This window comes from Microbispora catharanthi, from assembly GCF_006334915.2.
GTDB classification, from domain to species: Bacteria; Actinomycetota; Actinomycetes; order Streptosporangiales; family Streptosporangiaceae; genus Microbispora; species Microbispora catharanthi.
On sequence record NZ_VDMA02000019.1, the window covers coordinates 128,371 to 147,053 of the forward strand.

Here is an 18,683-nt window from a genome sequence, read left to right on the forward strand (position 1 = left end):
GGACTACTGCTTCTTCTTGATCATGCCGAGCTGGATCCAGACGCCGGAGGGCTGGCGCAGCAGGTCGCTCTCGTCTTCGGGGAAGCCGGTGAAGCGGTTGGTGTTGACGAACTGGGTGTTCACGTAGTCCCAGAGCTGGATCACCGGCAGGTCCTGGTTGGCCGCCTTGGCGAGCTTGGCGATCACGGCCTTCTGCTCGTCGCCGCTGACGCTGTTGAGCTGGGCGGTCAGCTCGCCGGGGTTGACCGCGCCGACGCCCTCGACGTCGATCGTCTCGGGGCCGCCCATCCAGTTGCCGTCCTTGCCGGCAGCCGAGTGCTTGACCTTGCCGCCGAGGATGTTCCAGCCGTTGGAGGTGCCGTACAGGCGCTGGAAGATGTTGTACGGCGCGGGGCCGAGCGCGATGAGCCAGAAGCCGAGGTCGTACTTGCCCTCGGCGAGCTCCGACAGATAGAGCGGGTAGTCGGCGGTGGTGACCACCTCGGCGTCCACGCCGGCCGTGGTGAGCTGGCTGGTGATGGCCTTGGCCGCGGAGACCCAGTCGGAGAACGGCGCCGGGATGTGGATGGTCACCTTCCACGGCTTGCCGTCGGCCAGCGTCCACTTGCCGTCCTTCTTCTGGAGACCGGCCTCCGCGAACTCCTTGTCCGCCGTGGTCGGGTCCAGCTTGTACGGCTCCAGCGCGTCGAGTTCGGCGCCGAGCCATTCCCTGGCGGCCTTCTGGTGGATGCCCGAGGTGGTCACGGCCGCCGTGCCGCCCTCCGGAGAGGCGATCTGCGTGACCTCCTCACGGTTGATCAGGTAGGCCAGCCCGCGCCGCACGTGCACGTTGTCGTACGGCTTCTTCGCCTGGTTGAACGCCAGCGAGACGGCCACCGGGGAGTAGCCCTTGATGACCTGGTTGCCGGGCGTCGCCTTGATGCGCGTCATCACGTCGGCGGGCACCGCGGTGAACGGGGCGTTGTCGAGCTTGCCGGAGGTCAGGTAGTTCCAGATCTGCTCGTTCCCGGTGGTGTTGAGCAGCTTGAGCTGGTCGGGCGCGACGTTGGCGGCGTTGTAGAAGTTCTTGTTCTTCACCAGCAGCGCCTCGCCGGGGTTCATCCGCTTGAGGACGAACGGCCCGGCCGACACGTCCTGGGCCGGGGCGAACGCGAGCACCTTCTCCGACAGCGCCTTGATCTGCCCGCGCGCCGCCTCCGCCTCCGGGCCGTCGCCGCGGGCGGCCTTGAGCGTGTCCCAGAAGTCGGCGGGGACGACGCTCTGCCACACGTGCTGGGGCACCACGAAGGCGTCCATGACCCCGCGTACGAACGTGACGCTGGGGTTCTTCATGTCCTGGGTGATTTTGATGGTCTTGTCGTCGACGACTTCGACGTCCGAGGCGGCGCCGGCCGCGCCGGGGTCGACCGCGAAGGCGGTGCTGCCCTGGGTGTAGGCCAGCGCGACGGAGAACTTCACGTCCTCGGCGGTGACGGGCTTCCCGTCGGACCACTTGTTGCCCGGCTGCAGGTGGAGGGTGATGGAGGAGTTGTCCGGCGCGATGTCCCAGCTCGCCGCGATGCCCGGATAGAACTGGTTCGGGTCGGTGAGGGTGTTCTTCGCCCAGGCGATCCTCATCGCGTTGTAGCCCCAGAACGCGTTGCCCTTGGGGTTCCACGGGTTGATCGGCGCGTTGACGTCGAGCGACGGTTTGTTGATGTCGACCGTGGTGTAGACGCCGCCACCGCCGCCTGTGGAGTTCCCGTTCGTGCCGCCGCCGCTGCATGCCGCGACGGCCGCGAGGCTGAGCAACGCCGCGACCGCTGTCAGACGTTTCATTGACCGCTCCGGGGGGTTGTTCTGATGCGGATCTTGTCCGGACCTTATGCGGCGGCCCAAGCGTAGGTCAATAATCTGCAAAACTCGTGAGGGTTCTGCAACTTTCCTTCATTCGGATCACGGCGAAACCGAGCGCCGTGATCGCCCATCGGGAGTGGCGGTCTTCTCTCCGGCCGGTCAGCGAACTGTTACTGGTCGCCTCCATGCGATCACATTACGTTGCGAGCAAAAGGCCCCGCCGTACGAGGAGGACTGGCGTGAAGTCCATCGCCCGATTCTGTGGCAACTGCAGCTGCGGCTGCCCCGAGCTGTTCGTGGACGCCTCCGCCCCGGCAGAGCGTCAGGTCGTCATCACCGACGACTTCGGCCAGAAGGTGGAGATGAGCCTCGACCAGCTCGGCTCGCTCGTGGAGGCGGCGAAGACCGGCGCGCTGGACGACCTCGCGCTCACCGGCTGACCGTGAACCCGGCCGCCCTGTTCGCCGGGGGCCTCGCCGCCGGCCTGGCCGCGGGCACAGCGTCGTGCGCCGCGGTCCAGGGCGGTCTCCTCATCGGCCTCGTCTCCCCCTCCGGCGACCGGCACGGCCCCTCGCGCGGCCTTCCGCCGGTGGTCGCGTTCCTGACCGGCAGGCTCGCCGCCCACACCGCCCTCGGGGCGCTGCTCGGGCTGGCGGGCGCGGTCGTCCAGGTCGGCCCCCGCACCCGCGCCGCGCTGCTCGTCGCCGCCGGAACCGCGGTGGTCGTCCTCGCCGTACGGATGCTCCGCCGGCGCCGCGAGACGGGCTGCACGCCGGCGAGGAAGGGGCCCGCCTCGGCAGGCGGCGACCCGAGCGGATGCTCGTGCCCGGACGGCGGGCACGGGCAGGATGACGTGCCACCGGATGGCGCGGCCCGCGGGACCGGCGCCCGCTCCCCGACTCTCGTACGGGCGGCGGCACTGGGCATGGCCACGATCTTCGTACCCTGTGGCGTCACGATCGGCATGGAGGTCGTGGCCGTCTCCGCGGGGTCGGCGCTCGGGGGCGCGGCCGCGCTCGCGGGGCTCGCCCTCGGCACGGCGCCCGCCTTCGCCGCCCTGGGACTGCTGCTGCGCACGCTCGCCGCGACCAGGCTGGCCGCCCTGGCGGGGATCGCGGCCCTGGCCGCCGGGCTCTTCACCGTCGGCTCCGGTCTGCGGCTCGGCGGCTGGCTGCCGGACTTCTCGCTGCCACAGTTGGGCTCTCCCGCCGCCGCCGCGGCGGGACGCGCCCTCACCGGAGCGGACGGCGTCCAGCGGCTCACCATCTGGGCGACCCCGGAGGGTTTCCGGCCCGGCATCGCCGTCGCCGCCGCCGGCCGGCCCGTCGAAATCGCCTTCAGGACCGACGACAACCGGGGCTGCACGCGCACGCTCGCCATCGACGACCGCGACGTCGTGCTCCCCGTGACGGGCGAGCGCGTGGTGCGGCTCGCCGCCCATCCGGAGGGACGGCTGCGCTACGCCTGCGGGATGGGAATGTACGTGGGCTTCGTCAGGTTCGAGCGCGTCCCTTGACGCCAAGGTCTTACCAATAACCCTCCGTGACGACTCGGTTACGTGTCACCCTGTCTCCCATGACACTAGTGGGAGCGACGGAGGCGACCGCGTGGCCCGGGATACCGGTCCCGCGTACCCCTGAACCCCTGGACCCGGCCGAGGCGAACCTGGTCGATAGGGCCCGCGACGGCGACCGCGACGCGGCGCACCGGCTGGGCCGGCTGTGCGCGGAGCGCGACGACCGACTGGGCGCCCGGCACTGGTGGGAGCGGGCGGCGCGGGCGGGCAACGTCGACAGCGCCTACAACCTGGGGCTGTGGCACCGCACGCACGGAACGACCGAGGAGGCCATCGGCTGGTTCGAGCTGGCGGCGGCCACCGGCGACACCGACGCGGCGACGAATCTGGCCTCGCTGCTGCTGGAGCGGCGCGGCGACACCGACGGAGCGCGCACGTGGTTCGAGCGGGCGGCCGAGGACGGCTCCCGCCACGCGGCCCGGCGGCTGGCCCTGCTGTGCGAGGACCAGGGCGACGGCATGGGCGCCCGGCGCTGGCACTTCAGGGCGGCCGTGGACGGCGACCTGCGCTCGGCCCACGACCTGGGCTTTCTCGGCTACGCCGCGGGCGACGAGGCCGAGGCGCTGCACTGGTGGGAGTACGCGGCGCGCGGCGGCCACGCGGAGGCCGCCTATCACATGGCCCTGCTCCTGCACGCGGCCCGCGACGAGAAGGGCGCCGAAGCCTTCTACCGGCTCGCCGCCCGCGCCGACCACCCCGGCGCGGCCTTCCGGCTCGGCGACATGGCGCTGTGCCGGGGCGACCTGCCCACGGCGCGTGCCTGCTTCGAACGCGCGGCGAAGACCGGACGGCCGGACGCGCGGCGGATGGCCGGCCTCGTCTGCGCCCGGATGGACGACAAGGCGGCGACCGCCCACTGGTACGGACGGGCCGCGGCCGACGACCCCGAGGCCGCCTTCCGGTTCGGGCTGCTGCTCATCGCGGAGCACAACGACCTGAAGGGCGGGCGCCACTGGTTCAGGCGGGCGGCCGAACGCGGGCACCACGGCGCCATGGTCGAGCTGCGGACGCTGCTGCCCCTGCTGGGCGCGTCACCCGAGGCCGAGGAATGCCTGCTCGACCCGGCCGCGCCGTACTGGAGCCGGCCCGCGGAACCCGAGCAGGCCGCGCGCGCGGAACTCGCCGTGGCGGCGGCGCGCAGGCGCGGCGACCCGGCGGCGGAGCCCGCGGACCTGGTCGAGATCCTCGGCACGTGGGATCTGGTCACAGGGGGCGTGGTCACAGGAGATCTGGTGACAGGGAATCCGGTCACCGGGGATCTCGTCGCCGGAGGCCTGTCGAGCGCCGACGTCCCCAGCGGCGCGTTACCCGCCGGGAACGAGGTGGGCCCGGCGGACACCGTGGGGTGGCTCGCCAGGGCGAGCGGGCTGCACCGGGCCGCGATCGAGCACCTCGGCCTGGTGCGCGCGACCCTGCTGCGGCCGGGCACGGCCCCGTGGCCCACCCCGGCCGAGGTCGAGCACGTGCTCGGCACCGCGAGGGATCTGCGCAGACGCCTCGGACTGCGCTGATCCCCCACGTCTGCGGTCAGGCGGCGAGGATCTCCGCGACCGGCGTGTACCGCAGGTCGTGCGCCGCCGCGACCGGCTCGTTGGTGAGCACGCCGGCGTGGGTGTTGAGGCCCAGGCCGAGCGCCTCGTCGCCGCGCAGCGCGTCCTTCCAGCCCTTGTCGGCGAGCTTGACGGCGTAGGGCAGGGTCGCGTTGGTCAGGGCGTAGGTGGAGGTGTTGGCCACCGAGCCCGGCATGTTCGCCACGCAGTAGAACACCGACTCGTGCACGCGGAACGTCGGCTCGTCGTGCGTGGTCGGGCGGGAGTCCTCGAAGCAGCCGCCCTGGTCGATCGCGATGTCGACGAGCACGGAGCCCGGCTTCATGCGGGAGACCAGCTCGTTGGACACGAGCGTCGGGGCCTTGGCGCCCGGGATGAGCACGGCGCCGATGACCAGGTCGGCCTCGATCACCGCCCGCTCGATCGCGTACGTCGTGGAGACCAGCGTCTTCAGCCGGCCCTGGTAGATCGCGTCGATGAAGCGCAGCCGGTCGATGTTGACGTCGAGGATCGTCACGTCGGCGCCCATGCCGACGGCGATCTGCGCCGCGTTCAGGCCGGAGACGCCGCCGCCGATCACGACGACCTTGGCGGGGGCCACGCCGGGCACCCCGCCGGGGAGCACGCCGCGGCCGCCGTTGAAGCGCATCAGGTTGTACGCGCCGACCTGGGGCGCCAGCCGCCCGGCGACCTCCGACATCGGGGCCAGCAGCGGCAGGCCGTTGCCGACCTGGACGGTCTCGTACGCGATGGCGGTGGTGCCTGCCGCGAGCAGCGCGTCGGTGCAGGGCCGGGAGGCGGCCAGGTGCAGGTAGGTGAACAGGATCTGGTCCGCGCGGAGCCGGTGGTACTCCTCCGCGATCGGCTCCTTGACCTTGAGGATCATCTCGGACTCGGCCCACACCTCGTCGGCGCCCTCGACCAGCTTGGCGCCGGCCGCGAGGTACTCCTCGTCGGTGATGTGGGAGCCGAGCCCGGCGCCGCGCTGGACGCTGACCTCGTGGCCGTGACGGACGAGCTCGTGGACGCCGGCCGGAGTGGCGGCGACGCGGTATTCGTGGTTCTTGACCTCGGCGGGCACGCCGATCTTCATGAGTTGTGTCCTTTCAAGCGGTCACTCGTCACGGTCGCCCCCTACCCGGCCGCACGAGCTCCATGGTCTACAGGCGGGCCCACGCCTCGGTGAGCACCGAACGGAGGATCGACTCGATCTCGTCGAACTCCTTGGGGCCGCAGATCAGCGGCGGGGCGAGCTGCACGACCGGGTCCCCGCGGTCGTCCGCCCGGCAGTACAGGCCGGCGTCGAACAGCGCCTTCGAGAGGAAGCCGCGCAGCAGGCGCTCCGACTCCTCCTCGTTGAACGTCTGCTTGGTGGACTTGTCCTTGACCAGCTCGATTCCGTAGAAGTAGCCCGAGCCGCGGACGTCGCCGACGATCGGCAGGTCCAGCAGCCGGTCGAGGGTCGCCTTGAACACCGGCTCGTTGGCCGTGACGTGCTCGAGCAGACCCTCACTCTCGAAGATGTCGAGGTTGGCCAGGGCGACGGCGGCCGACACCGGGTGGCCGCCGAAGGTGTAGCCGTGCGCGAAGGTCTCGTTGCCGTGCTTGAACGGCTCGAACAGCCGCTCCGAGGCGATCATGGCGCCGATGGGCGAGTAACCGCTCGTCAGGCCCTTCGCACAGGTGATGATGTCCGGCACGTAGTCGAACTTCTGGCCGCCGAACATCGTGCCCAGCCGGCCGAAGGCGCAGATGACCTCGTCCGACACGAGCAGCACGTCGTGGGCGTCGCAGATCTCGCGCAGGCGCTGGAAGTATCCGGGGGGCGGCGGGAAGCAGCCGCCGGCGTTCTGCACCGGCTCGACGAAGACGGCGGCCACGGTGTCCGGGCCTTCCATCTCGATGGCCTTGCCGATCTGGTCGGCGGCCCAGCGGCCGAACGCCTCGGGGTCCTTCTCCAGGCCGGGGAAGCCGGAGATCTCGTCGGCGCGGTAGAGGTTCGTGTTGGGGGCCTTGATCGCGCCGGGCACCAGCGGCTCGAAGACCTGCTTGAGCGCCGGGATGCCGGTGATCGACAGCGCGCCCTGCGGGGTGCCGTGGTAGGCGATGGACCGGCTGACGACCTTGGTCTTCAGCGGCTTGCCCTTGAGCTTGTAGTACTGCTTGGCCAGCTTCCAGGCCGACTCGACGGCCTCGCCGCCGCCCGTGGTGAAGAAGACGCGGTTGAGGTCGCCGGGGGTGAGCTCCGCGAGTCGCGCGGCGAGCTCGGCGGCCTTCGGGTGCGCGTACGACCACAGGGGGAAGAACGCGAGCTCCTGGGCCTGCTTGGCGGCGGCCTCGGCCAGTTCGGCGCGGCCGTGGCCGACCTGGACCACGAACAGTCCGGCCAGGCCGTCGAGGTACCGCTTGCCGTGGATGTCGTAGATGTAGGCGCCCTCACCGCGCACGATCATGGGCACCTCCCCTCCCTCATAGGAGGAGTGGCGCGTGAAGTGCATCCAGAGATTGTCGTGTGCGGCCTTGAGAACGTCGGGGCGCGTCATCGCAACCTTCCCTCAGGTGATCCGTCGCTGTTGGACAGTGTGCATGCCACTTCGGCGTTTTGCCAAGTGATTACGTGGCGTCACTGTGAAAGAAGTTCGGATTCCGTGACATCGACATGTAACGGCAACGAAATCCGTCACGGTAGATTGAGGCCGTCCAGACCTGGGAGATGGGTCCGCCGGACCTGTGGTCAAATGGGGTCCACCAGCCGGGAAGATCCGCGTACATCCGGGAGAACGCCGTGACACCAGAGGAGATCGAGCGCGCCGTCGAGGAGGGCATGCCGCAGACGGTCGAGGACCTCAGGCGCCTGGTCGCCATCCCGTCCGTCGCGTTCCCCGGCCACTCCGAGGCCCCGGTCCTGGAGGCCGCGGCGCTCGTGGAGCGGCTGCTGCGCGCCGCCGGCCTCCCGCACGTCCGGCAGATCCCCATCGAGGGCAGCTTCCCCGCCGTGTTCGCCGAGGCGCCCGCCCCCGACGGGGCCCCGACCGTGCTGCTCTACGCGCACTACGACGTGCAGCCCTCCGGCGACCTCGCCCTCTGGCGCACTCCGCCGTTCGAGCCCACGGTCGCCGACGGCATCATGTACGGCCGGGGTGCGGCCGACGACAAGAGCGGCGTCATCACCCACGTGGCCGCGCTGCGCGCCTTCAACGGCCGGTTCCCGGTCGGTGTGAAGGTCATCATCGAGGGCCAGGAGGAGTACGCGGGCGAGCGCCTGGAGGCGTTCGTCGAGGCCAACCCCGACCTGCTGCGCGCCGACGCCATGGTCATCGCCGACGTGGGCAACCCCGAGGTGGGCGACCCCGCGATCACGACGTCGCTGCGCGGCATGGCCGCGTTCACCGTGGAGGTCCGCACGCTGGCCGAGGCCGTGCACAGCGGCGCGTTCGGCGGCGCCGCGCCCGACGCGCTGGCCGCGCTCATGCGCATGCTGACCGCCCTGCACGACGACCAGGGGAACGTACGGGTGCCCGGGCTCGAACCGGGGACCTTCCCCGGCGCGGCGCTCGGCGATGAGGAGTTCCGCGCGCTCGCCGGGGTGCTCGACGGCGTGTCGCTGGTCGGCGACGGTTCGCTCGCCGACCGGCTCTGGGCGTCGTACGCGATCACGGTGACCGGGCTGGACGTGCCGACGGTGACCGGCGCGATCAACGCGGTGCAGGCGGTGGCCCGGGCTCGCGTCACGATCCGCATCCCCGCGAGCGGGGACGCCAGGCAGGCGCTGAACGACGTGACGGCCTTCCTGGAGAAGGTCGCGCCGTGGGGGGTCAAGGTCTCCTTCGGCGACTTCGTCAGCGGCTCGGGCTTCCAGATCGAGCCGGGCGGCCCGGCCATGAACGCCGCGGAGCGGGCGCTGGAGCGCGCCTTCGGCCGGGCGCCGCGCCAGGTCGGCCAGGGCGGCTCGATTCCGCTGGTGGCGGCCCTCGCCCGGCAGTTCCCCAAGGCCGAGATCCTGCTTTACGGCGCCGAGGACGACGGCGCCTCGATCCACGCCCCCAACGAGCGGGTGGTGCTGGAGGAGCTGCGCCGCACCATCACGACCGAGGCCCTGTTCCTCGCCGACTACGGCGGCTGGCACGGCGCCGCCTGACGCCGATCGTTGATGCGGGAAGGCCCGGTGGCTGGGGGGACCACCGGGCCTTCCGTCTTTCTCGCACCGCCGTCACACGTGGCCCCGGGGATCTCGGGACCGGCCGGCGCGCTTACTGGTAGTGGATGTCGGAGGAGCTGTAGATGCAGTTCGTCCCGTCGGCGCCGCTACCGATCTCGGTCGGCTCGCTGCCCTTCGGCACGCCCTTGTACTTCAGGCACACGATCATCTTGTGGTTGGGGTCGTTCTTGATCGTGATGTTCGAGAAGCGCGCGGTGTCGCCCCAGTTGGTGTTGATGCCCGCGAGCACCTTGCCGGGGTAGGTCGCCACGATGTTCGACATCTGGACGTGCCGCTGGTAGGAGTTCGTGCAGTTGCCGCAGGCACGGTAGAGCTTCCCGAAGTTGTCCACCTGGAAGTTCTTGATGACCATGGTGCCGGGGCCGTTGTGCTGGAACACCTTGTCGGACGCGCTCTTGGCGCCGCCGCCGTCGATGGTCATGACCTGCGACGACGAGCTGCCCAGCAGGGTCGCGGCGTCCTCGCCGACGTCCTCCCACCAGACGTTCTGCAGGGTGCAGCTACCCAGGCAGTGGATGCCGTCGGCGCCGGGCGAACCGATGACGACGTTCTTGAGCGTCGCGCCGTTGGCCAGCTCGAAGATCGGGTCCTGGCTCTCGCTCTGCCCGCCGTCGCCCATGTCGCCGCTTGCGTAGTAGCGCTTCAGGCCGCCGTCCATGGTGCCGGAGACGCTGATCGTGCTGGTGACCGCCTGCGAGCCGTTCGGGCTGGGCCAGCCCGACGGCGGCGTCGGGTTGGTGGTCGGGCTCTTCGTCGGCGTGACTGTGGGGGTGGACGACGGCTGGGAACCGGCCGGCTGGAGGGTCCACTGCTTGGTGGAGACCGAGTCGCAGGAGTTCTGCTGCACCAGGGCGCCCGAGGAGGTGGAGTTGTCCTTGGTGTTGAGGCACTTGTCGCTGTTGGCGTTGACGACGCGGTAGTTCGACCCCGAGGCGGTGAGTTCCCAGGTCTGCGACGAGGCGCCGGTGCACGACTCCTGCTGGACGGCCTTGCCCGCGGAGGTGGAGGCCCCGGCGACGCCGGCGCACTTGCCGCTGTTGCCCGCGGTCAGGCGGAAGCCGCTGCCCTGGGCCGACAGGTTCCAGGTCTGGTTGCTCGCGCCGTTGCAGGCGGCGACCGTGAGCTGGACGCCGTCCGAGCCGCTGCTGCCCGGAACGGTGAGGCACAGGCCGCTGGCGCCGTTCACGATCCGGTAGGCGCCCGCGCTCGGCGCCGCGTTGGAGACGCCGGCGAAGACGCCGCCGACCAGGGCGGCGACCCCGACGACGGTGCCGATCACCCCGACTCCGGTTCTGGTACTCCTTCTCAAAGCCGAGCTCCTCGCAGGTCGTGCAGGACCCCTGACCGAGGCGGTGGCCGGCGCCACTTCTGGTCCCGCTGGGGGAAATTCATAGATGTGAACAACATCCATGAACCGGAACACGGCCAAAATTACGGACCTCGGGAACCCGTGGTCAATGGTCTGTGTCGGCCAGTTGACGACCGGTCCGGGCACCCACCGATTCGGGCAGGTGAGAGCCGATGCACCCGGCGTCCGCCGGTGAAATTTTCATGAAACACGGACATGCCGGGGAAGCGCTCACTCGTGCGCGCGGCGGTGCCCGGATGACCGCCAGGCTCCCCCTGCGCGGCGGTCACCAGCTCTGACGAGCCGCTATTGGGTCTACTGCAAAGTTTCTTTACTTATTACGCTCGCGGCGTGGAGCTAGAAGTGCGTCATCTGCGCGCGGTCTGCGCCATCGCGGACCGCGGGAGCATCTCCAAGGTCGCCGCCGCACTGAAGACCTCCCAGCCATCCCCGACCCGCCGACCGGGCTCCTCCTCATGTCGGTGAAATCACACCATGACGGGCATGGGGCGAGGAGCTCTCGGCGCTACACTTTTGTACCGACTGGTCAGTGCAAAAGAATGGAGCACAGACGTGGATGCCGGGCGGACCGCCGGGGACGTCACCCCCTCAGCCGGAACTCCCGCCGGGCCGTCCGGCCCCATGGTCGAGGGGCTGATCGGCGGCGTGTTCGGCGGCGTCGAGGTGGAGGCGCGGGAACTGGGCCTGCGGGGTGGTCACGGCTGGGTCTACCGGCACGTCTCACTGCACGCGGCCCCCGGGACGCTCACCGTTGTCACGGGCCAGGCGGGCAGCGGGCGTACGAGCCTGCTGCTCACACTCGCGGGACGGATGAAGCCCACCGAGGGGACGCTCACCGTCGGCGGCCTGGCGACGCCCCACAGGATCAGGCAGATCGCCGCCCTCGGGCTCTTCACCGAGGTGAACCCGTTCGACGACGCCCTGACCGTACGGGAGCACCTGCAGGAGCGGCTGCGCCCGCACGGGTTCCTGTGGCGCAGGCGGCACCCGGACGCCGGGCGGTCGGCGCTCGCCCACGCCGGCCTCGCCCCTGACGAACTGCCGCACGGCGACCGGACCCCGACCAGGGAGCTCACCCGGGACCAGGCGGTGCGGCTGGGCGTCACGCTCGCCCTGCTCGACCAGCCGGGCCTGCTCCTCGTGGACGACGCCGACACCGGCATCCCCGCGGGCAGGCGGCGCGAGCTGTGGGACATCCTGCGCCGCCTCGCCGACCAGGGGCTCACCGTCGTCGCGGCGTGCACCGACGCCGAGGAGGCGACCGGCGCGGCCACCACGCTGCTGCCGCTGCCCGTCCCCGCTCCCCCGCCGCCTCCCTCACCGCCCGTCGCCGCGGACGACACCGGCGTGGCGCGCGGCGATGAGGCGGAGGAAGGAGAACGCCGATGAGGGTCCCCATCCCCGGCCGGCTCGAACTGCGCAGGTTCATGCGCTCGCGGCTCACCAGAGCCGCGCTGGTCGCCGTGATCATGCTGCCCTTGCTGTACGCCGGGCTCTACCTGTGGTCGTTCTGGGATCCCCAGGCGAACCTGAACCGCGTACCGGTGGCCCTCGTCGTGGAGGACCGTCCCGCCACCGCCGCCGGCGCCGCGGGAGGCCCGCCGAGCACGGTGGACGCCGGCCGCGAACTCGCCGCAGAGCTGGAGCAGCGCAAGGTCTTCGCCTGGCACCGGGTCGGCGCGGCCGAGGCCGACAGGGGTGTCCGCGATGGCCGCTACTACCTGTCGCTCACGATCCCGGCCGACTTCAGCGCCGACCTCGCCTCCCCCTCCGGTGACGGCACGACGCGCCCGGCCCAGCTCGGCGTACGGGTGGACACCGGGCGCAGCTACATCATGCGGACGATCTCGGACGCCGTGTTCCGCGAGGTCAAGGAGGCGGCCGGGCGGAGCGCGGTCAGGGACTACCTGGACCAGATCTTCCTGTCCTTCGGCGAACTGCACGACAAGACCTCCCAGGCGGCCGACGGCGCCGACCGGTTGCACGACGGAGCCGCCGCCGCGAGCGACGGCGCCGCCTCGCTGGCCAAGGGGCTCGGGTCCGCGCAGGACGCGACCGGCAAGCTGTCGTCCGGAGCGGACGCCCTGTACGGCGGATCGAAGCAGCTGACGAGCGGGCTGCACCAGGCCAGGACCGGCTCGGCCTCCCTGTCCGCCGGCCTGTCGAAGGCGGCCACGGGCGCGGCCGACCTCCGCAAGGGCCTGTCCGCGCTCGACAAGGGGGCGGCCAAACTGGCCGAGGGCAACCGCGAGGTCTACCGCCAGGTCCACACCCTGTCTCCCACCGTCAACCGAGCGGCCGACAAGTACGTCCCCGTGCTGGAGAAGAACGGCGACCGCATCCGGCAGGCCGCGCTCACCCTCGCGGAGGGTGCCGACGGCTTCGCCGACGCGCTCGACGGCCTGCCCCGGGAGGTGCAGGGCTCGGCCGGCACGGCCAGGCAGGACCTGCGCGCGGTCCAGCGCTGGCTGAGCGCCCATCCGGGCGCCGACCCCGAGCTGCGCGCGCTCGTCGAGCGGGCCGCCGGGTCGGCAGGCGACCTCGCGTCGGCCGCCGGACGGCTGCAGAACCGCCTCGACGGCCAGGCAGGCAGGCTCGACGGCCTCGCCGGCACGGCACGGGCGGTGGCGGACGACGCCCGCGAACTGGCCGCCGCCGCGCCCGGTGTCGGCAGCGCGCTGGACGACGCCCGCGACAAGTTCAACCAGCTCGACAAGGGGCTCAGGCAACTGGCCGACGGAGCGTCCGGCCTCCGCGACGGCGCGGGCAAGGCGTTGTACGGAGCCTCCTCACTGTCGCGCGGCCTCGGCACCCTGGACAACGGCGCGCGGAGCCTGTCCACGGGCCTGGCCAGGCTCGACAACGGAGCGACCAGTCTCAACAGTGGGCTCGCCTCGCTCGCCTCCGGTGCGGGCAAGCTCGACAACGGCATCGGCAAGCTGCAGCGGGGGGCGGGCAAGCTCGACTCCGGGCTGGTCAAGCTGACCGACGGCTCGGGCGAGCTGGCCGGCAAGCTCGGCGACGGGGCCGCCCGGATCCCCGACTACGGCACGCAGGAGCGCGACAGCCGTACGGACATGATGAGCGACCCCGTCCGGCTCGCCACCGAGGTGGACAACGAGGTGCCCAACTACGGGACCGGGTTCGCGCCGTTCTTCGTGCCGCTCGCGTTGTGGGTCGGCGCGATGGTGACGTACATGCTGCTGCGGCCGCTCAACCCGCGCCTGCTCGCCGGGTCGGCGCCGGCGTGGCGCACGGCCCTCGCGGGCTGGCTGCCCGGTCTCGCGATGGGGACGCTCCAGGTGGCGGTGCTGCTCGCCGTGCTGCGCTTCGGCCTCGGGCTGCAGGCGGCGAACTGGCCGGGCGTGGTGGCCTTCCTCGTGCTGGTCACGGCGGCGTTCCTCGCCGTCGTGCAGGCGGTCAACGCGCTGCTCGGGCCACCCGGACGAGTGGCGGTGCTGGCACTGCTCATGCTGCAGCTCACCTCGTCGGCGGGCACCTATCCGATCGAGACCTCTCCCGGGTTCTTCCAGGCCATCTCGCCGTGGCTGCCGATGAGCTGGGTGGTGTCGGCGATGCGCCGCCTCATCAGCGGTGGCGACGCCGCCGTGGTGTGGCAGGCTTGCGGCGTGCTGTCCGCGTTCGTCGCCCTCGGTCTCGCCCTCACCGTGCTCGCCGTCCACCGCGGCCGTACATGGTCGATGCGCCGCCTCAAGCCGGAGCTCTCCCTGTGAGCCGCCCCGTGGACGGTCCGGCGAAGGAGCAGGGCGGCAGGCGGGCCGAGACGCGGCAGCGGCTCTACCGGGCCGCGGCCGACCTCATCGCCGAGCAGGGCTTCGCCGCCACGACCGTCGACGCGATCGCCGAACGCGCGGGGGTGGCCAAGGGCACCGTCTTCTACAACTTCGGCAGTAAGGAGGCGCTGTTCGCCGGCCTGCTCGACCACGGGATCGAGCGGCTCGCCGACGCCCTCGCCGAGGCCGCGCGCGGCCCCGCCGCCTCGCCGGTCGCCGTGCTCGACGCGCTCATGCTCGCCCAGCTCCGCTTCTTCGACGAGTACGGGCCGTTCGCCCGGGTGCTGCTTGCCGAGATGTGGCGGGCGGCCTGGCAGGACGCCGTCCTGCGGCTGCGTACGAGCGTGCTCGCGGTGTACGAGCGGGTTCTCGCGGACGCCGTGGAGGCAGGCGAGCTGCGCCCCGGCCTCGACACTGGCACCGCCGCCACGGCCGTCTTCGGCATGGTGCTCACCGTCGCCATCGAGCGTCGCGCGCTGCGCCCCGACCAGCCGGTCGAGGACGTGCACGCGACCCTGGCCGAGCTCGTCCACCGCCGCATCTCGCCCTGACCGCCCCTCGATGACCGGCCTTCCCGGCGACGACTCCCGCTCGAGCCAAGACTCGTCGCCGGCATCGCCGGGAAGTGCGCGGCCTCAGACGAAGAGTTCGTCCACCGACGTCACCGTCACCGCCCGGCGAATCCACTTCTCCAGTAGATGCAGGTCGGAGCATCGGCTGATCCGCTCACGTGCTTCGGCGGGAATGTCCAGCCCACGGGCGTCGAGCACGGTGAGGATCGCCTCGATCTCGCCCTCCGCGCGGCCCTGTTCCCGGCCCTGTTCCCGGCCCTGTTGCAGACCCTGTTCCAGGCCCTTGTTCACCCACTCGGAGAAGTAGCGGGCGCCGATCACCTTCTCGTAGTCGGCTGACGCTGTCATTAGAAGCTCCCTCAGGCGCTCGCCCACTACTGTGGGTACCAGACCGAACACGTAACTCAAATATAGCTGGGCGCCCTTCCGGTCCAGCTCGTTCAGGCCCTCCAGCATGACCTCCATCGCCTTGTCGATGTCGGGGTGGTCGCCGTTCATGGCCACCGACAACACGGCCAGCTCGGGGTGCCTGCGCGCCTCGCCCGGGTCGGTGATCAGAGGCAGGCGGTCCGAATGAATCGCCACCGGGGTGACGGTCCCGCTCGGCCCCATGGAGATGGGCTGCTCGCACCAGCGGCCCACCGCCCGGTTCATGCAGATCACCAGCAGGGCGGTGTCACACTGCAGCCGGGCCCGCAGCGCGGCGGCGTACACAGGCCAGCTGAAGCGCTTCTTCGCGTCACGACGCAACTGCACCTCGACGATCACCGCCAGGCGGGCCGTTCCCGAGCCGTCTCGGAGCACCACGACCGCGTCCGCGCGGTACTCCACGGAGGTCAGTTGTGTGGCGTCCACCGCCTCTGCCGTGGCTCTGGCGAACCGGGGCAGCTCGATGCCGCCGACCTCACGTAACAGCGCCACGGCGGCGATGGGCTGGTTGTGGAAGAAGTCGACGGTCTGCTGATGGATGAACTTCGGCACGCGGGAGACATTACTCAATGTGTTCGAGTCATTACCGAGAATTACCAAACTCTGTGGATGGGCGCGGGAACGGGGCTGGGGCGTTAGCAGGACGAGATGATCGGCAACTAACGTGATCCGCCGTTCGTCGGGATAAATGCAGGTATCCCGTGACAATGGAGGAGACCGTGTACCCCCCACCGCAGCAGAAGCGCCGCCGCAGCGTGGCTCCGTTCGTCATCGCGGTCATCTTCGCGGGAGCGCTCATCGTCGGGCTGAAGTTGCTGTTCGGCGGGGCCTCGGGCGGCGGCGGGAACGCCGGTGACGACGAGGGCGGGAACGCGAGCAGACGCGCCTGCGGCGACGACGGGATCACGCTGACCATCGCCGCCTCGAGCGAGAAGGCCGAACTGCTGCGCACGATGGCCAACGACTACAACGGCCACAAGGTGGACGGGCAGTGCGTGGACGTGGTAGTGAACTCCAAGGCGTCCGGTGGGGCGATGCAGGCCCTGGCGCGCGGCTGGGACGAGCGGCAGGACGGCCCGAAGCCGGACGTCTGGACGCCGGCGAGCACCGGCTGGGTCACTCTCCTGCGGCAGCGCGTCGAGGGCGGCGACCAGGCGTCGCCGGTGGCCGCGGACAACCCGACGATCGCCACGTCTCCGCTGGTCATCGCGATGCCCAAGCCGATGGCCCAGGCGCTCGGCTGGCCGTCCAAGAAGATCGGCTGGTCGGAGATCCTGGACCTCGCCAACGACCCCAAGGGCTGGGCGAAGTACGACCACCCCGAGTGGGGCAAGTTCCGCCTCGGCAAGACGAACCCGAACTTCTCCACCTCCGGTCTCAACGCGACCGTCGGAGCGTACTTCGCGGCCACCGGGCTGTCGGGCGACCTGACGGAACGGGACGTCGCCGCGGCGAAGACACGTGACTTCGTGAAGGGGGTCGAGCGGTCCATCGTCCACTACGGCGACACGACTCTGACCTTCCTGTCCAACCTCCAGCACGCCGACGACTCGGGTACGGCCATGTCGTACATCTCCGCCGTGACGGTGGAGGAGAAGTCGGTGTGGGACTACAACCAGGGCAACCCGACGGGCGATCCCAAGACATTCGGCGACCACGCCAAGCCGAAGGTGCCGCTGGTGGCGATCTACCCCAAGGAGGGCACGCTCTTCTCCGACCACCCGTACGCCGTGCTGTCCTGGGCGGACGCCGCGAAGAAGGCCGCGGCGGCGGACTTCCTGAAGTACCTGCGGGAGCCCGATCGGCAGCGGGAGTTCGAGAAGTACGCCTTCCGGTCGTTCGACAGCAAGCCGGGCGACCTCATCACGACCGCCAACGGCCTCGACCCCAAACAACCGGCGACCACGCTCAGCACCCCGACTCCGCAGGTGCTGGACCGGATCCTGAAGAGCTGGGCCGAGCTGCGCAAGCCCGCCAACGTGCTGATGGTGATGGACGTCTCCGGCTCGATGGGCGCCGACGTCGCCGGCACCGGCAAGACCAAGCTCGACCTCGCCAAGCAGGCCGCTATCAACGCGCTGCCGCAGTTCGGACCCAACGACCGGGTCGGCCTGTGGTTGTTCAGCCTCAAGCAGGACGGCGACAAGGACTACCGCGAGCTCGTCCCCCTGGGCAGGGGCAACCAGTCGCGGCTCAAGAGCCGCATCAGCGGCCTGATCCCCAACGGCGGCACGGGGTTGTACGACACGGCGCTCGCGTCGTACCAGTACGTGATGCGGCACCAGAACGGCGACGCGATCAACGCGGTCGTGTTCCTGACGGACGGCAAGAACGAGGACAACCACTCCATCTCGCTCGAGAACCTGCTGCCCGACCTGCGCAAGGAGGCCGGGCAGGAGACCGTGCGGATGTTCACCATCGCCTACGGCGGCGACGCCGACCTCGACGTCCTGCGGCGCATCTCGCAGACCACGGACGCGGCGGCCTACGATTCGCGCAAGCCGGGAAGCATCGACGAGGTGTTCACCGCCGTCATCTCCAACTTCTGATCGACCCCCACCGTCCAACCTGGGAGCCCCCGTGTCCCGCTTCACCGAGGAACTCCGCGACCCCTGGGCGCTGCTCCTGGGCGCCACCGCCGCGGGCGCGGCCTGGGCGGTCGGCGTCCCTGTCGTGGGGGTGCCCGTCGCCGGGGTCGCGGTCTGGCTCATCAAGGCGTTCGCCTCCGCGTGGCAGTCCACCGGAGGCGAGAGCCGTACGGAACCGCAGGCACCGCCGGTCGCGAAAGGGAGCGCCGAGGAGGCGTGGCTGCGGCGGGCGGAGCGGGCCGCCGCGTCGTTCGCCGACCTGACCGCCTCGATGCGCGGGCAGCTCCTGCTCGACCGGATCGCGGCGATGCGCCCGCAGGTGGACGACACCGTCGGCACGCTGCGCCGGCTGGCCGGGCACGCCTCCGTCACCGGCTCGGCGCTGGCTCGCTTCGACCCCCGGTTCCTGGAGCAGGAGCGCGTACGGCTCACGCAGGCGCGGCGAACGGCCCGGCAGGAGGTCGCGGCGGGCGAGCTCGAACGGTCGATCGCCGCCCTGGACGCGCAGCGCGAGGTGTACGACAGGTTGTCGGGCGCGCGGGAGCGGGTGCTGGCCCGGCTGCAGTCGGGCGCCATCAGCCTGGAGGGCCTGGTCGCGCGGGCCGTCGAGATCTCCGCCATGACGGCGGCCTCCGACGGCGTGGGCGGCGGCGCCCAGGCACTCGACGAGCTGACCTCGGAGCTCGAACTGACCCGGCAGAGCCTGCACGAGGTCGAGGAGTCCGCCCGGCACGACATCGGCCCCTGAGC

14 protein-coding genes are annotated in these 18,683 nt (G+C 71.0%); 9 read left to right on the plus strand and 5 right to left on the minus strand.

Translation table 11 applies throughout. The features are described from left to right. Window positions 1-3: 3 nt before the first annotated feature. The gene (locus FH610_RS30670) at window positions 4-1,818 is read right to left on the minus strand and encodes an ABC transporter substrate-binding protein (protein ID WP_139578579.1); all 1,815 of its coding nucleotides are present in this window, start codon (window positions 1,816-1,818) and stop codon (window positions 4-6) included. 257 nt (window positions 1,819-2,075) lie between these two features. On the opposite strand from FH610_RS30670, the gene FH610_RS30675 reads away from it, so the two are divergent. The 3 genes from FH610_RS30675 to FH610_RS30685 are packed head-to-tail and all read left to right on the plus strand — an operon-like array spanning window position 2,076 to window position 4,923. Further along, on the plus strand, window positions 2,076-2,276 hold the full coding sequence (locus tag FH610_RS30675; protein ID WP_143737724.1) for a hypothetical protein: 201 nt from the start codon (window positions 2,076-2,078) through the stop codon (window positions 2,274-2,276). A gap of 2 nt (window positions 2,277-2,278) precedes the next feature. Continuing rightward, window positions 2,279-3,352 (plus strand): urease accessory protein UreH domain-containing protein, encoded by a 1,074-nt coding sequence (locus FH610_RS30680; RefSeq protein ID WP_139578588.1) that lies wholly within the window; start codon window positions 2,279-2,281, stop codon window positions 3,350-3,352. Between the two features lie 59 nt (window positions 3,353-3,411). Further along, on the plus strand, window positions 3,412-4,923 hold the full coding sequence (locus tag FH610_RS30685; RefSeq protein ID WP_139578593.1) for a tetratricopeptide repeat protein: 1,512 nt from the start codon (window positions 3,412-3,414) through the stop codon (window positions 4,921-4,923). A gap of 16 nt (window positions 4,924-4,939) precedes the next feature. On the opposite strand, the gene ald is transcribed toward FH610_RS30685, so the two are convergent. Then, the gene (ald, locus tag FH610_RS30690) at window positions 4,940-6,055 is read right to left on the minus strand and encodes an alanine dehydrogenase (RefSeq protein WP_139578597.1); all 1,116 of its coding nucleotides are present in this window, start codon (window positions 6,053-6,055) and stop codon (window positions 4,940-4,942) included. Between the two features lie 67 nt (window positions 6,056-6,122). Beyond that, window positions 6,123-7,505, minus strand: coding sequence for an aspartate aminotransferase family protein (locus tag FH610_RS30695; protein ID WP_139578602.1), 1,383 nt, complete (start codon window positions 7,503-7,505; stop codon window positions 6,123-6,125). A 242-nt stretch (window positions 7,506-7,747) separates the two neighbouring features. On the opposite strand from FH610_RS30695, the gene FH610_RS30700 reads away from it, so the two are divergent. Further along, window positions 7,748-9,100 (plus strand): M20/M25/M40 family metallo-hydrolase, encoded by a 1,353-nt coding sequence (locus FH610_RS30700; protein ID WP_139578607.1) that lies wholly within the window; start codon window positions 7,748-7,750, stop codon window positions 9,098-9,100. 112 nt (window positions 9,101-9,212) lie between these two features. On the opposite strand, the gene FH610_RS30705 is transcribed toward FH610_RS30700, so the two are convergent. Next, window positions 9,213-10,490 (minus strand): pectate lyase, encoded by a 1,278-nt coding sequence (locus tag FH610_RS30705; protein ID WP_240809297.1) that lies wholly within the window; start codon window positions 10,488-10,490, stop codon window positions 9,213-9,215. Window positions 10,491-11,102: 612 nt separating this feature from the next. Between FH610_RS30705 and FH610_RS30715 the strand changes: the two genes are divergently transcribed. From FH610_RS30715 to FH610_RS30725, 3 genes are read left to right on the plus strand one after another with little or no spacing between them, the layout of a single operon-like run. After that, on the plus strand, window positions 11,103-11,939 hold the full coding sequence (locus FH610_RS30715; protein ID WP_161628114.1) for an ABC transporter ATP-binding protein: 837 nt from the start codon (window positions 11,103-11,105) through the stop codon (window positions 11,937-11,939). After that, window positions 11,936-14,284: a YhgE/Pip domain-containing protein gene (locus tag FH610_RS30720; RefSeq protein WP_139578610.1), complete on the plus strand. Its 2,349-nt coding sequence runs from the start codon at window positions 11,936-11,938 to the stop codon at window positions 14,282-14,284. The genes FH610_RS30715 and FH610_RS30720 overlap by 4 nt, the downstream gene beginning before the upstream one ends. An 8-nt stretch (window positions 14,285-14,292) precedes the next feature. After that, complete coding sequence (locus tag FH610_RS30725; RefSeq protein WP_240809298.1) at window positions 14,293-14,895, plus strand: TetR/AcrR family transcriptional regulator; 603 nt, start codon at window positions 14,293-14,295, stop codon at window positions 14,893-14,895. Between the two features lie 84 nt (window positions 14,896-14,979). On the opposite strand, the gene FH610_RS30730 is transcribed toward FH610_RS30725, so the two are convergent. Then, window positions 14,980-15,897, minus strand: a complete 918-nt coding sequence (locus tag FH610_RS30730) for an RpnC/YadD family protein (RefSeq protein WP_139578612.1) — start codon at window positions 15,895-15,897, stop codon at window positions 14,980-14,982. 167 nt (window positions 15,898-16,064) lie between these two features. Between FH610_RS30730 and FH610_RS30735 the strand changes: the two genes are divergently transcribed. Next, window positions 16,065-17,894: a substrate-binding and VWA domain-containing protein gene (locus FH610_RS30735; RefSeq protein WP_139578613.1), complete on the plus strand. Its 1,830-nt coding sequence runs from the start codon at window positions 16,065-16,067 to the stop codon at window positions 17,892-17,894. 31 nt (window positions 17,895-17,925) lie between these two features. After that, window positions 17,926-18,681 carry a hypothetical protein gene (locus FH610_RS30740; RefSeq protein ID WP_139578614.1) on the plus strand — a complete coding sequence of 252 codons (756 nt, stop codon included), beginning with the start codon at window positions 17,926-17,928 and terminating at the stop codon, window positions 18,679-18,681. The last annotated feature ends 2 nt before the right edge of the window (window positions 18,682-18,683 follow it).

Bases quoted from the DNA above. Each gene is read 5' to 3' on its own strand.
- FH610_RS30685 (WP_139578593.1), top strand. From the start codon at position 3,412: ATGACACTAGTGGGAGCGACGGAGGCGACCGCGTGGCCCGGGATACCG.
- FH610_RS30670 (WP_139578579.1), bottom strand. From the start codon at position 1,818: ATGAAACGTCTGACAGCGGTCGCGGCGTTGCTCAGCCTCGCGGCCGTC.
- FH610_RS30720 (WP_139578610.1), top strand. From the start codon at position 11,936: ATGAGGGTCCCCATCCCCGGCCGGCTCGAACTGCGCAGGTTCATGCGC.
- ald (WP_139578597.1), bottom strand. From the start codon at position 6,055: ATGAAGATCGGCGTGCCCGCCGAGGTCAAGAACCACGAATACCGCGTC.
- FH610_RS30695 (WP_139578602.1), bottom strand. From the start codon at position 7,505: ATGACGCGCCCCGACGTTCTCAAGGCCGCACACGACAATCTCTGGATG.